This is a genomic window from Arsenophonus nasoniae (assembly GCF_004768525.1).
GTDB lineage: Bacteria > Pseudomonadota > Gammaproteobacteria > Enterobacterales > Enterobacteriaceae > Arsenophonus > Arsenophonus nasoniae.
On sequence record NZ_CP038613.1, the window covers coordinates 3161021 to 3176564 of the forward strand.

Consider the following 15544-nt stretch of genomic DNA (forward strand, 5'->3'; position numbering starts at 1 on the left):
CATTAAGAACATTTTTTGCTCACTATCTCCATCCCAAAAGGGGGATTTTGTAATGCAATAGAAAAAACTTCTTCAATGGTCTTTACCGGGTAAATTTTTAAATTTGCGATAACATTTTGAGGTATTTCTTCCAAATCACGACGATTTTCATCGGGAATTAACACAATTTTTATCCCACCACGGTGAGCGGCTAGCAATTTTTCTTTTAAACCACCAATTGGTAACACTAAACCGCGTAATGTTATCTCACCTGTCATCGCTACATCTGCTCGTACAGGATTACCGGTCAAACAAGAAACCAATGCTGTGCACATCGCAATTCCTGCACTGGGACCATCTTTTGGTGTTGCTCCCTCTGGTACATGCACATGAATATCCCGTTTTTCGTAGAAATCAGCATTAATACCTAACTTTTCTGCTCTCGCTCGAACGGTAGTTAATGCAGTCTGAATTGATTCTTGCATAACCTCACCTAGTGATCCGGTATAAGTGAGTTTACCTTTGCCCGGTACACAAGCTGTTTCAATAGTTAATAAATCACCACCAACTTCTGTCCAAGCCAAACCCGTCACTTGACCGATACGATTTTCAGTATCTGCACGACCGTAATCAACTTTACGCACACCAAGATAGTCTTTTAGATTATCGTCATTAATGACAAGGTGTTTTAATGATTTATCCATCAGTAGTGCTTTGACTGCTTTACGGCATAATTTTGAAATTTCTCGTTCTAAACCACGAACACCAGCCTCGCGGGTATAATAACGAATAATGCCAATAATTGCGCTATCATCGATCGTAAGTTCCCCTTTTTTTAGGGCATTTCGTTGGATCTGTTTGGGTAACAAATGTTTTTTCGCAATGTTGAGTTTTTCATCTTCGGTATAACCAGAAAGACGAATCACTTCCATCCGATCTAATAACGGTGCTGGAATGTTCATCGAGTTTGAAGTTGCAACGAACATAACATCAGAAAGGTCATAATCAACTTCTAAATAGTGGTCATTAAAGGCAACATTTTGTTCTGGATCGAGCACTTCAAGTAAAGCTGATGCAGGATCACCTCGCATATCCGAGGACATTTTATCGATTTCATCTAACAAAAATAAGGGGTTCTTAACACCCACTTTTCCCATCTTTTGAATTAGTTTTCCCGGCATGGAGCCAATATAAGTTCGTCTATGTCCACGAATTTCAGCCTCATCACGGACACCACCAAGTGCCATACGAATATATTTACGTCCTGTCGCTTTAGCAATTGATTGGCCCAAGGATGTTTTACCGACACCAGGCGGTCCCACCAAACATAAAATTGGCCCTTTAATTTTACTCACACGACTCTGCACAGCTAAATATTCGAGAATACGTTCCTTAACGCGTTCTAAACCATAATGATCGCTGTCCAATGTCTCCTGAGCTTTTAGCAAATCTTTTTTAACTTTACTACGAGCATTCCACGGGACTTGCACCATCCAATCAATATAGCTGCGTAAAACTGTCGCTTCAGCAGACATCGGTGACATCATTTTCAATTTTTGTAATTCTGCTTCCGCTTTTTGCCGCGCTTCCTTTGGCATTTTGACTTCTTCAATTTTACGTTTGAACATTTCATATTCATCAGGCGCATCTTCCATCTCACCTAATTCTTTCTGAATTGCTTTCATCTGCTCATTCAAATAGTATTCGCGCTGACTTTTCTCCATCTGCTTTTTAACGCGATTACGAATACGTTTTTCAACCTGCAGTAAATCAATTTCAGATTCCATCATTGCCATCAAATATTCAAGGCGCTCAACCACATCCGCCATTTCTAATACACGCTGTTTATCCGCTAATTTTAACGGCATATGGGAAGCGATTGTATCAGCTAATTTGTCCGATTGTTCAATAGAATGTAATGATGTTAATACTTCAGGTGGGATCTTTTTATTCAGTTTAATATAGCCTTCAAACTGATTAATGGTTGTCCGGTTTAGGACTTCTTGCTCTTTTTCATCAACAGTTGGAGAACTAAAATACTCAGCCTGTGCAATGAAATATTCTCCATTATCTGTTAGCGTTGTGATTTTTGCACGCCGCAGACCTTCAACTAATACTTTAACAGTACCATCTGGTAGTTTTAGCATCTGCAAAACAGAAGCAACTGTCCCTACAGAGAAAAGATCATTTACACTTGGCTCATCAGTAGACGCTTCTTTTTGAGCCACCAACATGACCTGCTTATTATGATCCATTGCGGCTTCAAGACAGTGAATTGATTTCTCACGGCCAACAAATAATGGGATCACCATATGTGGATAAACCACGACATCACGCAGAGGCAGTACGGGAATTTCAATGCGTTCGGAACGCTCAAGATTCATAAGGTTCTCTCTTCGTTTAGCTTATGCCAATTTTAGGGTTTCCTTAAAAGTTTTGAGAAACCTCAGTTCAAATATAAAGTTATATGGGGACAAGATTTTGACATTCAATAGCCTGATTCGGCATTAAACACAAAATGAGGGAAATCCCTCATTTTGCATTATACAATTCAATCAAAAAAGCATTGAGATTTATTTTTCACCGGATGCTTGAATATCAGGCTGACTATAAATCACCAAAGGTTCTGATTGACCGGCAACGACCATTTCATCAATTACTATCTTCTCAACATGCTCCATTGACGGCAAATCATACATAGTTTCGAGTAAAGCGCCTTCCACAATAGAACGTAAACCACGTGCTCCTGTTTTCCTCGACATGGCTTTTTTCGCAATTGCTTTCAATGCTTCTTCACGAAACTCCAGATTAACACCTTCAAGTTCAAACAGTGCTTGATATTGCTTAGTCAACGCATTTTTAGGCTCTTTCAGAATCTGAATTAATGCTTCTTCACTTAATTCGCCTAAAGTAGCTACGACAGGTAAACGACCAATAAACTCAGGGATCAAACCAAACTTAATTAAATCTTCCGGTTCCACTTGAGAAAGCAGCTCACCTTCAGTCGCTCGCTCAGATTCGCTTTTCACCTCAGCTGAGAAACCAATGCCTGAACGTGTATTTAACCGTTGTCCAATCACTTTATCAAGACCTGCAAATGCACCACCACAAATAAATAAAATTTTAGAAGTATCAACTTGTAAAAATTCTTGTTGTGGATGTTTACGGCCTCCCTGAGGCGGCACGGCAGCAATTGTACCTTCAATAAGCTTAAGTAAAGCTTGCTGAACCCCTTCCCCTGAAACATCTCGCGTAATTGACGGATTATCAGACTTACGAGATATTTTGTCTATTTCGTCAATATAAACGATACCACGCTGTGCTTTCTCTACATCATAGTCACATTTTTGTAGAAGTTTCTGAATAATATTTTCAACATCTTCGCCAACATAACCTGCTTCCGTTAATGTTGTCGCATCAGCCATGGTAAATGGGACATCTAGATAGCGCGCCAAAGTTTCAGCTAATAGTGTCTTACCGCTGCCAGTGGGCCCAATAAGCAAAATATTACTTTTACCTAGCTCTACCCCTTCTCCATTTACCCCTTCGTTAGAGACATTACGTAGCCGTTTATAATGGTTATAAACGGCTACCGCCAATACTTTCTTAGCATTTTCTTGGCCAATAACATAATCATCCAGATGATGACGAATTTCATGGGGTGTCGGTAATGCGCTGCGCTCACGATGTGGTGCAATCTCTTTAACTTCTTCTCGAATAATATCGTTACAGAGCTCAACACACTCATCACAGATATAAACTGACGGACCAGCAATTAATTTACGAACTTCATGCTGGCTTTTTCCGCAGAAGGAGCAGTACAGCAACTTTCCTGAACTCTCTTTGCGTTTATCTGTCATTCAGATAACCTCACTTTTTTAACCATCACCCTAATTTTAACAAAGAGTATAACAGAAAACTGTTACTAATTAATCATGTATATAACTATATCAGGCATGCCATACATTTATGTAAATTAATTACGATTAGTATAAATTTTATCTACCAAACCGTAACTAACTGCTTCCTCAGCGGTTAAAAAACGATCCCGTTCAGTATCGTTCTCAACCTCTTTTATTTTTTTACCCGTATGCTTAGCCATTAATTCATTCATACGTGATTTAATTTTTAAAATCTCTTTGGCGTGAATTTCGATATCAGACGCTTGTCCTTGAAACCCGCCTAACGGTTGGTGAATCATGACACGAGAATTGGGCAAACAATAACGTTTTCCTTTAGCACCTGCTGTAAGCAGAAAAGCACCCATCGAACATGCTTGCCCCATACAAATTGTACTAACGTCAGGTTTAATAAATTGCATCGTGTCATAAATTGACATACCTGCCGTTATAACTCCACCCGGTGAATTAATATAAAGATGGATGTCTTTATCCGGGTTTTCAGCTTCTAAAAACAGCATTTGAGCAACCACTAAATTCGCCATGTGATCTTCGACCTGGCCAGTTAAAAAAATAATTCTTTCTTTAAGTAGGCGCGAATAAATATCATAAGAACGTTCACCGCGTGAAGTCTGTTCAATGACCATTGGCACCAATGCCATATGCGGCGCAAGTTGATCTTGATTATTATGATATGACATTTCCATCTCCTAATTAAACGCTTTATGGTGCCCAATCTATCTAATTCTACTTGAGATAAATAAGAATGACTATAATTACAAACTTAACCATTATTCATAAGGAATATTCTCCCTTATGAAGAAAGTCATACAACAATATAGAAAATTATCTGGGGTTATTCTTTTCTTTTTTCAAGAAAAAGGAAAAGTTTTTTAACGATAAAAAACCCGTAGCATCAAACCACGGGTTTTTACAAAACCAGATAATAACATTTCACTACTCAGCAATTACCTCATCTGAGCCTGATTCATTAACTCTTGGAATTGAGTTTCTTTATCTGTTACTTCCGCTTTTTCTAATAATATTTCAATCGCCTGTTCCTCTAGCGCCAAATTACGAACACTATCCATTAACTCTTTATTTTTGCTGTAGTATTCGATCACTTCAGAGGGATCTTCATAAGCCGAAGCCATATCTTCAATCAGTGATTTAACGCGAGCGTCATCTGCGGTTAGCGAGTTTTTATTAATAACTTCACCTAATAATAAACCAACAATGACGCGATGTTTAGCTTGCTCTTCAAATATTTCACGTGGTAATTCTAACGCTTGCTTTTCATTACCACCAAAACGTTGTGCGGCTTGTCGACGTAGTACATTTATTTCACTGTCAACAACAGCAGTAGGCACTTCAATTTCGTTTTCCTTAACTAAACCATCAAGTACTTGTGTCTTAATTCGATTACGAACAGCGGTTTTCAGCTCACGCTCCATATTTTTGCGTACTTCTGCACGTAAACTCTCCATTGAACCATCAGGGACACCAAACTGTTTGATAAATTCTTCGGTTAGTTCTGGTAATATCCGTTGTTCCACTTTCTGCAAAGTGATAGCAAAGTTAGCCGCTTTACCTTTTAAATTCTCTGCATGATAATCGGCTGGGAAATTGACATCAATGGTAAATTCTTCACCTGCCTGATGCCCCATAATACCATCTTCAAAACCTGGTATCATGCGACCTTCACCCATTACTAACACAAAATCTCTCGCATTACCGCCTTCGAACGCTTCACCATCGATGGTGCCTTTAAAATCGATAGTCACTCGCGAATCTGCGCCAACTTTCTCTTTTGTCTCTTGCCAAGTTGCTTGTTGCTTGCGTAATGTTTCCAACATGATATCAACATCTTGATCTTTTACCGCAACAATAGGTTTTTCAACCTTGATATTTTCTAAACCCTTTAGGTCAATTTCTGGATATACTTCAAATTCGACGGTATAGGTAAAATCTTCACCCGTTTTAAACTGTTCAGGTTGATATTTTGGTGCCCCAGCTGGATTAATTTTTTGTTCTATGATTGCACTGACAAAATTACGTTGCATTAAATCGCCCAGCACATCCTGTAATACAGAAGTACCATAACGTTGCTTAACGATATTCATCGGCACTTTGCCTTTACGAAAACCATCAATGCGCACTTTTTTTGCCACATTAATGAGTTCACTATTCACTGCTTTTTCAATATCAGCATTAGGAACGGTAATTGTTACACGACGCCCCAGCCCTTGAGTTGTTTCAACAGAAACTTGCATCTTGTTACCTCAAAAGAATCTTAGTACTCGGTCAACTCCAGAGTGAATGTTATCAAGCACTTGCTCTGACAACACGCTGCTCCCGAAACCCGGGTTTACCCTCTATTTTGAGGATCCCTGATAAGTAGAAGTGTTCCGAAACCTTATAGAAAATTAGACGCGACATTATACAGATGCATTAGGGGTGAGTCGAGAAAAGGTGAATAATAAATAGTAAACGCGCTAAAATTGCTATGACTAACGCAGTATAAGCAAAAAACGAAAATAGTATTTTTATTAGCAACTATTGTTAAATAATATCGCGGTAAGCAAGCATAATTATCTATTTCTTAATCTCAATTGACCTACTCCCCACCACGGCAAGCTGGTGAAGGAAAAACTATCTGTTGGCGTTGTTGCCACTCAGTTGGGGTATAAGTATGTAACGCCAATGCGTGAACACAATTAGATAATTCATCTGCCAATAATTGATAAACAACTTGATGACGAGCAACCATCCGTTGTGCTGCAAATTTTTCTGTTACTAAAATAACTTTAAAGTGACTTTCCGTACCTGGCGGAACATTATGTTGATCACTTTCATCTAATACCAACAAATATACAGGCGAAAAAGCGTATTTAAGTTTTTCTTCAATTTGCTTACATATAGTTTGCATAGGTTTAGTTACCATATTAATAGACTCTTCCGATTTAATACCCTAAGTAAGCATTTTTTATTATTACTGTCTGCAATTTAGCCATATTGGTTAGCAATAGGATTAAATTTTACTAAATTACGATTAAAGCCTCATCCAGGCAAATTTTTTTAGTAGGTTCCTTCATCAAATGCCGATAACTTTCTGGCATACTAGCAGTAAAATACCAAAATATGGTAACGATTAAATCAAGTAATTCCAAAATAGGTTGAGAAAACATGTTAAAAAACACCTTTTGTCTAATCTTTGCTCTGTTAATCTCATTGGGTTTAATGGGATGTGTTGCCCAAAGTAATACTTTATCTATCGATCCAAATATTACACTGCCAACTCAAGATCCAACCATAAGAGCAGTTTCAATTAACATTACTAGCATTGATAAACGAAGCTCAACGGCACTTGCCGAAGTTAATCGTAACGCCACACTAGCCGTATTAAAACCCTCTCGCGATTTACGTTATCTATTACAGGAAGCATTAGAAAAACAGATGGTTGCTAGAGGCTATACTATTAGCGCACCGGCTAATATCAATTTGCAAATTGTTCTTAATAAGCTGTATGCCGATGTACAGGAAGGCAGCTTACGTCATAATATTACTGTCGATGTTGCAATTAGTGTGGTAGCTATGGCTTCTAACGGCTCAACCAGTACACGCACCTATACGCGTAGCTACAACGAACAAGGGCCGCTTGAGGCCAGCAACGAAAAAATTGCTAATGCAATCAATAAAGCGTTAACCGACATTATGGCTGATATGGCGAATGATCCTGAAACCAGCCAGTTTATAAAACAAAACAAATAATGAATTGTTGTGCGTATTAATTAATGTATTGCCCGCAATAACTCTGTTTATCAACAACAGAGCAATAGGACGACTATGAAAAAAAACTATCTAACCGTTTTTAGCCAACATCGTTCCAGAATGCTGCTTTTGTTAGGTTTTGTGTCAGGATTGCCCCTGGCACTTACCGCAAGTACTTTACAAGCCTGGCTGACCGTCGAAAATATTGATATAAAAACGATCGGTTTTTTTTCATTAGTTGGCCAAGCTTATGTATTAAAGTTTCTTTGGTCACCCTTAATGGATCGCTATACCCTGCCATGGTTAGGTCGTCGTCGTGGTTGGTTATTAACCACACAGATTTTGCTGATTATCAGTATTGCGGCGATGGGATTGATGGACCCAAAGGAACATCTTTGGTGGTTGGCAGCGGTTGCGGTGCTTGTCGCTTTCTGCTCTGCATCACAAGATATTGTTTTTGATGCTTATAAAACCGATTTATTGTCGGCAGAAGAGCGTGGTGCCGGAGCAGCAATATCCGTTATGGGATATCGTATTAGTATGCTAGTTTCAGGTGGATTGGCTTTATGGTTGGTCGAGCATTTTGTTACTTGGCAGCAACTCTATCTACTGATGGCCAGCTTAATGCTAATTGGTGTCTACGCAACGCTATCGGCGAAAGAACCGCTAATAAAATCCCCACCACCCACAACACTCTATGAAGCTATCTATGAGCCCTTCGTAGAATTTTTTAGCCGTAATAATGCCTGGATCACCTTGTTGTTGATCATTTTCTATAAAATGGGTGATGCATTTGTTATGGCGCTTAGTACCAATTTTCTATTAAATAAACTTGGCTTTTCTCTAGGTGAAGTTGGCACCATTAATAAAACTTTTGGACTCTTTGCAACTATTCTTGGCGCTTTATATGGCGGTTATGTTATGCAAAAAATGTCCTTATTTAAAGCCTTACTTATTTTCGGTATTTTACAGGCTATTTCTAATTTTGGTTATTGGTTTCTGGCAGTAACGCCCGCCAATATTTATACTACCAGCAGCGTTATCTTTATTGAAAATATCTTCTCCGGCATGGGAACGGCCTCTTTTGTCGCACTACTTATGACCCTTTGTAATCATTCTCTTTCAGCAACTCAATTTGCATTACTGTCAGCCTTATCTGCCATTGGAAGAGTTTATGTTGGCCCCATCGCAAGCATGTTAGTAAGCAAATATGATTGGCCCACTTTTTATCTTATCTCTATCATTATTTCATTGCCGAGTATTTTTTTATTATTGATTTGCAAACCATCTTTATTTTATATCCAACAAACTGGCCAATTTATGCGTCGAACTTATTTTAAACAAACCTATAAATTAGCTATTTTGTGTCTTGCCATCTCAGTGGGTATATTTATATTTTGGCTTATAGTAACCGTTGCTTGTTATTTTTCCACCTGCCAAATTTATCTATTTACCCAACATATTGAGCTATGGCTAAAAATGTTAATTTATAAAGAGCAACTAATTAATTTTAGTATAATAATGGCTACCATTGGTTTTATTTTAGGCGCGATTCTGGATTATCTAGCAATACGTAAAACAGAAATACCCAAACAATGCAATAATAACCTTTAGAATATATTAATAAATACTAGATAGTTAACTTCATAACATTTATATAAATTATTTATTATTGACTGTTAAGAAATAATCATTGATATAGAGTGATCTCTATCACTCTATGAATAGGATCCTATTTCTATTTACAAAAACAAACTCTATCATCTCGCGACTTTTGCATTGCATTGTATTGTATTAAAATGCGTTTAAATTTATTTAAAATTAAGTTAACAAAATTTATGAGTAAAAAGTTTTTACCTATTACGATATTGACGTCGCTCACTCCGTTTGCCATGGCTAATACCACCACAGAAAACCCTGTTGGTTATCAAAATGGTTTTGCTAATATCAGTTTAAATTATTTTGACTGGTCACAACGAGCGGAAAATAAATCTGCTCACTCTACCCGCAAAAAAGATTTTGCCTATCTTGAACTGGAAGGAGGCGCTAACTTTAATTGGGGTGAACTTTATGGTTTCTTTGATGTGGAGAACCCATTTCATCAGCGTAGAACCGAGCCCAGCAGAAACCAACGCTACGCCGTTAAAACCACAGGTCGTGTCTACTTAGGTAACAGTGGCTTTAATCTATATGGCCATCTTTATGGTATTTGGTCCTTACCCGGCTATAAATATGGGGGTAATTTCCACGAAATTAACACACTTTATGGTTTTGGCTACAATTTCTCACGCGGCAATTTTTGGCTAAAACCCTTCTTAGCCTTACATTATGTTGATCAAAGTTTCTATTCTGGTAACAATGGTTATGTCATTGGTTGGGTTGCAGGTTATAGTTTTCAATTGTGGTCACAAAATTTTTCTATCACTAATTGGCATGAAATGGAATTTAATCGCGCAAAACGCTATGGCAATGGCGGAAAAAAAGGGATTAATGGCGCTATTGCTTTATGGTGGACGCCATTAGAAACCTTATCTGCGGGTATTCAATATCGTTATGCCGATAACAAGCTTGGAGATGATTTCTATCACGATGGGATCATTTATACCATCAAATATAATTTTTAATCATGTAAGCTAACGTAAAGACAGCGTATTTGATAATAAATGCTATTTTTAACTAGTGCTAAATAATAAGCATCAAAAAAATTAACTATTATTTAGCATTATAATTGATTTTCAACCTATAAAATCACACGGCCGCTTCCATTTATCTGCCTCTTTTTATTCATAATAAAATCATTTAATGTAAATAATTGTTAACTGCAAAATAATCATTAAAACCGTTCTATAATAAATTCAATTTTACATGTGATCACTTTAACAGAAAGTAATAACAATTATATTTGTGCGTCTTACAATTGTTTACACTAATATAACGTTACCGTAAAATGCCCACACTGAACAAAACGACAATAACCATCTTTGTCATTTGGGGTCGCTAAATGAGACTTATAAAATATAAAGGAAGTATTGGAGTCATCTCACTGCTTGCTATTGTTTGCCTGTTAACTGGTTGCGATATGGTATTAATGGATCCTAAGGGCGCCATTGGTATTGAGCAAAGAAAACTAATACTGACTGCACTTGGTTTAATGTTAATTGTTGTCATTCCGGTCATTTTTATGGCGATTATTTTCGCCAGAAAATATCGAGCAAGCAATAAACAAGCAACCTACCGGCCAGACTGGGCACACTCAAATAAAATCGAGTTAGTTTGCTGGACAGTTCCTATCATCATCATCATTATTCTTGCCGTAATTACCTGGAAAACCACCCATCAATTGGATCCCTATAAACCATTAGAAAGCGATAAAAAACCTATTACCATTCAGGTCATTTCAACCGATTGGAAATGGATATTTGTCTACCCAGAAGAAAATATTGCGACCGTTAATGAAATCGCGATTCCTGTCGGTGTGCCAATCAACTTTAAAGTAACCGCTGAGTCAGTGATGAATTCCTTTTTTATTCCCGCACTTGGTGGCCAAATTTATGCGATGGCCGGTATGCAAACCAAGCTTCACTTGATTGCTAATGAACCTGGTACCTATAAAGGCTTTTCATCAAGTTATAGCGGGCATGGCTTTTCAGACATGAAATTTAATGTCATTGCAACGCCTGATATGGCAAGTTTTGACAAATGGGTACAAAAAGTAAAAGCATCTTCCAAAACGCTAGATAGCATGGCGACATTTAACCAATTGGCTAAACCTAGCCACAATGTTCCTGTTACCTATTTTTCAAGCGTAAAACCAAATCTCTATGAAGAACTGATATTAAAATTCGGCCATGAACATCATATCAATCATGCTAACAAAACCGTACATGAAATGTCTGGCAATCAATTAATGCATATGAACCATTCTGCTCATGTCGATGCTAAGGAATAAATAGTATGTTGGGTAAATTAACGCTCGATGCAATCCCGATTCACGAGCCAATTATTGTCATCACTGTGATCTGTATTTTATTAGCGGGTATCGCTATTTTAGGGGTTATCACCTATTTTGGTAAATGGAAGTGGTTATGGAGTGAATGGCTAACGAGTGTCGATCATAAAAAAATTGGCATTATGTATATTATCGTTGCCATGGTCATGCTACTGCGTGGTTTTGCCGATGCAATTATGATGCGAGGTCAACAAGCATTAGCATCAGCTGGTGAGGCCGGTTTTTTACCACCGCATCATTATGATCAAATTTTTACCGCACACGGTGTGATCATGATTTTTTTCATGGCAACACCTTTCGTGGTTGGTTTAATGAATTTGGTTGTCCCATTACAGATAGGCGCTCGCGACGTCGCCTTTCCTTTTTTAAATTCTCTCAGTCTTTGGTTATTTATCGTTGGCGTTATCTTGATTAATCTGTCATTAGGTATCGGTGAATTTGCCCAGACCGGCTGGCTGGCTTACCCCCCATTATCAGGTAAGGAATACAATCCTGGTGTCGGGGTAGATTACTGGATATGGAGTTTACAAATATCAGGCATTGGCACGACGCTAACCGGAATAAACTTTTTTGCCACCATTCTACGAATGCGAGCACCTGGCATGTCAATGATGAAAATGCCTGTTTTTACCTGGACAGCACTTTGTACTAATGTACTGATTATTGCCGCATTCCCTATCTTAACTGTTACCATCGCACTCCTCACACTTGACCGATATTTAGGCACCCATTTCTTCACTAATGATATGGGCGGCAATATGATGATGTATATCAATTTGGTCTGGGCTTGGGGGCATCCTGAAGTTTATATACTCGTGTTACCTGTTTTTGGCGTATTTTCGGAAGTTACCGCCACTTTCGCTAAAAAACGTTTATTTGGATATACGTCTCTGGTCTGGGCAACTATTGTTATTACCGTAATGTCGTTTGTCGTCTGGTTACATCACTTCTTTACCATGGGCAGCGGCGCCAACGTCAATGCATTCTTTGGTATAGCTACCATGATTATTGCTATTCCAACTGGAGTAAAAATATTCAATTGGTTATTTACCATGTACCATGGCCGTATCGAATTCAAAACACCGATGCTCTGGACGATTGGCTTTATTATTACCTTCTCTATTGGTGGAATGACGGGCGTACTATTGGCCGTTCCCGGCGCAAATTTTGTACTGCATAATAGTTTATTTCTGATTGCCCATTTCCATAATGTGATTATCGGCGGGGTTGTGTTTGGTTGCTTTGCCGGTATGACCTACTGGTTTCCGAAAGCTTTTGGGTTTACATTAAATGAAAAATGGGGCGTTCGTGCTTTCTGGTTTTGGATCAGCGGTTTCTTTATTGCCTTTATGCCACTTTATATACTGGGTTTCATGGGTATGACTCGTCGTTTAAGTCAAAACATTGATCCACAATATCATCCGATGCTGATGATCGCTTCACTCGGTGCGGCTCTAATTGCTATCGGGATCTTCTGCCAAGTCATACAAATAATAGTCAGTATTCGCGATCGCCACAAAAATCGCGATATCACCGGCGACCCATGGAGTGGCCGTACACTAGAATGGTCTACATCGTCTCCGGCACCTTTTTATAACTTCGCCAAAGAGCCTCAAATTGATACACGTGATGCTTGGTGGGATATGAAAGAAAAAGGGATTGCATATAAACAGCCAACCAAATATGAACCCATTCATATGCCAAAAAATACTGCTGCCGGGGTGATTATCTCAGCCTTTTGTTTGATCTTCGGTTTTGCTATGGTCTGGCATATTTGGTGGCTAGCGATTATAGGCTTTGCGGGAATTATCGCCACCTGGATTGGTAAAAGTTTTGATGACAATGTTGATTATTATGTCCCTGTAGAAGAAATTAAACGTATTGAAAATCAGCATTACGATGAACTGAAAAAAGCAGGTATCCAGCATGTCAACTAATTCAATAGCTAAACAACATATTGCCCATGAAAATCATGGACATCATGACATAGGCGCAACAAAAGTATTTGGTTTTTGGATCTATTTAATGAGCGATCTGATCCTGTTTGCTTGCCTGTTTGCCACCTACGTTGTTCTGGTTAATGGTACTGCCGGCGGCCCGACAGGAAAGGATATTTTTAACCTCAATTTTGTATTGATCGAAACCTTCCTGTTATTGTTTAGTAGCATTACTTATGGATTTGCGATGCTGGCGATGTATAAGCAGAAAATAAATCTAGTTAAGCTATGGCTACTGATTACTTTTTTACTCGGATTAGGTTTTGTTATCATGGAAATTTACGAATTCCATGAGCTCATTGCTGAAGGTTATGGACCAGATCGCAGTGCTTTCCTTTCCGCTTTCTTCACCCTAGTTAGTACACACGGTATTCATGTAAGCTTTGGTTTAGCCTGGATCATTATCATGATTATCCATATTTCACGTCATGGCCTCACTGCCGTAAATCAGACTCGTTTAAGTTGTTTAAGTCTTTTTTGGCACTTCTTAGATGTTGTTTGGATCTGTGTATTCACCGTTGTTTATCTGTTGGGGGCCCTTGCATGAGTTACACCAATACACCGCACTCAGGTGCTAGCCACGGCAGTATGAAGACCTATCTAATTGGCTTTATACTCTCGATCATTTTAACGGTTGTCCCCTTTTGGATGGTAATGAATAGTACTGCATCTCATGACACTATCCTGTGGATCGTTATTGGTACGGCAATTGCCCAGATCCTGGTACATCTTGTCTGTTTCTTACATATGAATACCTCTTCAGATGACCGTTGGAATCTGGTTGCCTTCCTGTTCACGATGCTAATCATTGGCATTGTTGTTATTGGCTCTCTGTGGATAATGTATAACCTGAACATCAATATGATGCTCGACTAAAGAGTTGTGGTTCTGATGAAGCAATATCTACAAGTGACCAAACCAGGTATTATTTTCGGTAATCTAATTTCTGTCATTGGCGGTTTTCTACTCGCAGCAAAAGGCATAATTGATTACCCACTATTTATGACTACATTACTCGGTGTATCTCTGGTCGTCGCTTCTGGTTGTGTTTTTAACAACTATATTGACCGTGATATCGACCGAATGATGGAGAGAACCAAAAATCGACCTTTAGTTAAAGGACTTATTGATCCGAAATGTTGCCTAATCTATGCCAGCATACTAGGTATTGCTGGCATAGCTTTGCTCTATCTTGCCACCAATGCCTTAGCGGCACTACTTGCTGTTATCGGTTTTGTCATTTATGTGGGTATTTATAGCCTCTATATGAAACGTAAATCGGTTTATGGCACCCTGGTAGGCAGTCTATCCGGCGCCGCTCCGCCCGTTATTGGTTACTGCGCTGTTTCTGATCAGTTTGATATGGGAGCATTGATTCTGCTATTGATCTTTAGTTTATGGCAAATGCCACACTCTTATGCCATTGCTATTTTTCGTTTTAAAGATTATCAGACTGCCAATATTCCCGTGTTACCAGTAATTAAAGGAATTTCCGTCGCCAAAACCCATATCTTTTTATATATCCTTGCTTTTATGGTAGCAACGATTATGCTCGCCATTAGCGGCTATGCCGGCTACAAATATCTTATTGTTAGCGCCGTGGTAAGTTTATGGTGGCTTGGTATGGCAATTTCTGGTTTTAAAAATCAGAATGATGATCGTCTTTGGGCACGAAAATTGTTTATATTCTCTATCATAGCGATTACCTCTCTTAGCGTTATGATGTCTATTGATCCAACTGTTACTACTGAACAGACTTTTGTCTATATTAAATAATAAGTTAGCTTGAATAGTGGCAAATAATTGCCACTACCTTCACAGTTAAAATAGCCAATATGTCAACCAATTCCCTACTTTTTTATTCATACTTTATTAATACTTCGACGACA

At 38.5% G+C, this 15544-nt stretch carries 13 protein-coding genes; 8 read left to right on the top strand and 5 right to left on the bottom strand.

The window, feature by feature from the left end:
- Positions 1 to 2: 2 nt before the first annotated feature.
- The 5 genes from lon to bolA form a co-directional block, all read right to left on the bottom strand.
- Complete coding sequence (gene lon, locus ArsFIN_RS16105; protein ID WP_026821478.1) at positions 3 to 2363, bottom strand: endopeptidase La; 2361 nt, start codon at positions 2361 to 2363, stop codon at positions 3 to 5.
- A 189-nt stretch (positions 2364 to 2552) separates the two neighbouring features.
- Entirely contained in the window at positions 2553 to 3839 is a 1287-nt protein-coding gene (clpX, locus tag ArsFIN_RS16110; protein ID WP_026821477.1) for an ATP-dependent protease ATP-binding subunit ClpX, read from the bottom strand.
- A 116-nt stretch (positions 3840 to 3955) separates the two neighbouring features.
- Positions 3956 to 4579: an ATP-dependent Clp endopeptidase proteolytic subunit ClpP gene (gene clpP, locus ArsFIN_RS16115; protein ID WP_026821476.1), complete on the bottom strand. Its 624-nt coding sequence runs from the start codon at positions 4577 to 4579 to the stop codon at positions 3956 to 3958.
- 267 nt (positions 4580 to 4846) lie between these two features.
- Positions 4847 to 6151: a trigger factor gene (gene tig, locus ArsFIN_RS16120; RefSeq protein ID WP_026821475.1), complete on the bottom strand. Its 1305-nt coding sequence runs from the start codon at positions 6149 to 6151 to the stop codon at positions 4847 to 4849.
- 344 nt (positions 6152 to 6495) lie between these two features.
- A complete protein-coding gene (gene bolA / locus ArsFIN_RS16125) occupies positions 6496 to 6807 on the bottom strand; it encodes a transcriptional regulator BolA (protein ID WP_210409118.1) in 312 nt (103 codons plus the stop codon).
- 257 nt (positions 6808 to 7064) lie between these two features.
- On the opposite strand from bolA, the gene ArsFIN_RS16130 reads away from it, so the two are divergent.
- The 8 genes from ArsFIN_RS16130 to cyoE all read left to right on the top strand — a co-directional run bounded on the left by ArsFIN_RS16130 (position 7065) and on the right by cyoE (position 15431).
- Positions 7065 to 7649 carry a YajG family lipoprotein gene (locus ArsFIN_RS16130; RefSeq protein WP_026821473.1) on the top strand — a complete coding sequence of 195 codons (585 nt, stop codon included), beginning with the start codon at positions 7065 to 7067 and terminating at the stop codon, positions 7647 to 7649.
- Positions 7650 to 7724: 75 nt separating this feature from the next.
- Complete coding sequence (locus ArsFIN_RS16135) at positions 7725 to 9263, top strand: AmpG family muropeptide MFS transporter (RefSeq protein ID WP_026821472.1); 1539 nt, start codon at positions 7725 to 7727, stop codon at positions 9261 to 9263.
- Positions 9264 to 9541: 278 nt separating this feature from the next.
- Positions 9542 to 10273 carry a nucleoside-specific channel-forming Tsx family protein gene (locus ArsFIN_RS16140; RefSeq protein WP_246067445.1) on the top strand — a complete coding sequence of 244 codons (732 nt, stop codon included), beginning with the start codon at positions 9542 to 9544 and terminating at the stop codon, positions 10271 to 10273.
- A gap of 377 nt (positions 10274 to 10650) precedes the next feature.
- Positions 10651 to 11598 (top strand): cytochrome o ubiquinol oxidase subunit II, encoded by a 948-nt coding sequence (cyoA, locus tag ArsFIN_RS16145; protein WP_026821470.1) that lies wholly within the window; start codon positions 10651 to 10653, stop codon positions 11596 to 11598.
- A 5-nt stretch (positions 11599 to 11603) separates the two neighbouring features.
- Positions 11604 to 13595 (top strand): cytochrome o ubiquinol oxidase subunit I, encoded by a 1992-nt coding sequence (gene cyoB / locus ArsFIN_RS16150; protein ID WP_026821469.1) that lies wholly within the window; start codon positions 11604 to 11606, stop codon positions 13593 to 13595.
- A complete protein-coding gene (locus ArsFIN_RS16155; protein ID WP_026821468.1) occupies positions 13585 to 14202 on the top strand; it encodes a cytochrome o ubiquinol oxidase subunit III in 618 nt (205 codons plus the stop codon). The genes cyoB and ArsFIN_RS16155 overlap by 11 nt, the downstream gene beginning before the upstream one ends.
- Positions 14199 to 14531 carry a cytochrome o ubiquinol oxidase subunit IV gene (locus tag ArsFIN_RS16160; protein WP_026821467.1) on the top strand — a complete coding sequence of 111 codons (333 nt, stop codon included), beginning with the start codon at positions 14199 to 14201 and terminating at the stop codon, positions 14529 to 14531. Before ArsFIN_RS16155 ends, ArsFIN_RS16160 begins: the two co-directional genes overlap by 4 nt.
- Positions 14532 to 14543: 12 nt before the next feature.
- Positions 14544 to 15431, top strand: a complete 888-nt coding sequence (cyoE, locus tag ArsFIN_RS16165) for a heme o synthase (RefSeq protein ID WP_026821466.1) — start codon at positions 14544 to 14546, stop codon at positions 15429 to 15431.
- Positions 15432 to 15544 lie beyond the last annotated feature (113 nt).

Bases quoted from the DNA above. Each gene is read 5' to 3' on its own strand.
- tig (WP_026821475.1), bottom strand. From the start codon at position 6,151: ATGCAAGTTTCTGTTGAAACAACTCAAGGGCTGGGGCGTCGTGTAACA.
- clpP (WP_026821476.1), bottom strand. From the start codon at position 4,579: ATGTCATATCATAATAATCAAGATCAACTTGCGCCGCATATGGCATTG.
- ArsFIN_RS16160 (WP_026821467.1), top strand. From the start codon at position 14,199: ATGAGTTACACCAATACACCGCACTCAGGTGCTAGCCACGGCAGTATG.
- cyoA (WP_026821470.1), top strand. From the start codon at position 10,651: ATGAGACTTATAAAATATAAAGGAAGTATTGGAGTCATCTCACTGCTT.
- cyoB (WP_026821469.1), top strand. From the start codon at position 11,604: ATGTTGGGTAAATTAACGCTCGATGCAATCCCGATTCACGAGCCAATT.
- ArsFIN_RS16140 (WP_246067445.1), top strand. From the start codon at position 9,542: ATGGCTAATACCACCACAGAAAACCCTGTTGGTTATCAAAATGGTTTT.
- ArsFIN_RS16135 (WP_026821472.1), top strand. From the start codon at position 7,725: ATGAAAAAAAACTATCTAACCGTTTTTAGCCAACATCGTTCCAGAATG.
- ArsFIN_RS16130 (WP_026821473.1), top strand. From the start codon at position 7,065: ATGTTAAAAAACACCTTTTGTCTAATCTTTGCTCTGTTAATCTCATTG.
- bolA (WP_210409118.1), bottom strand. From the start codon at position 6,807: ATGCAAACTATATGTAAGCAAATTGAAGAAAAACTTAAATACGCTTTT.
- clpX (WP_026821477.1), bottom strand. From the start codon at position 3,839: ATGACAGATAAACGCAAAGAGAGTTCAGGAAAGTTGCTGTACTGCTCC.
- ArsFIN_RS16155 (WP_026821468.1), top strand. From the start codon at position 13,585: ATGTCAACTAATTCAATAGCTAAACAACATATTGCCCATGAAAATCAT.
- lon (WP_026821478.1), bottom strand. From the start codon at position 2,363: ATGAATCTTGAGCGTTCCGAACGCATTGAAATTCCCGTACTGCCTCTG.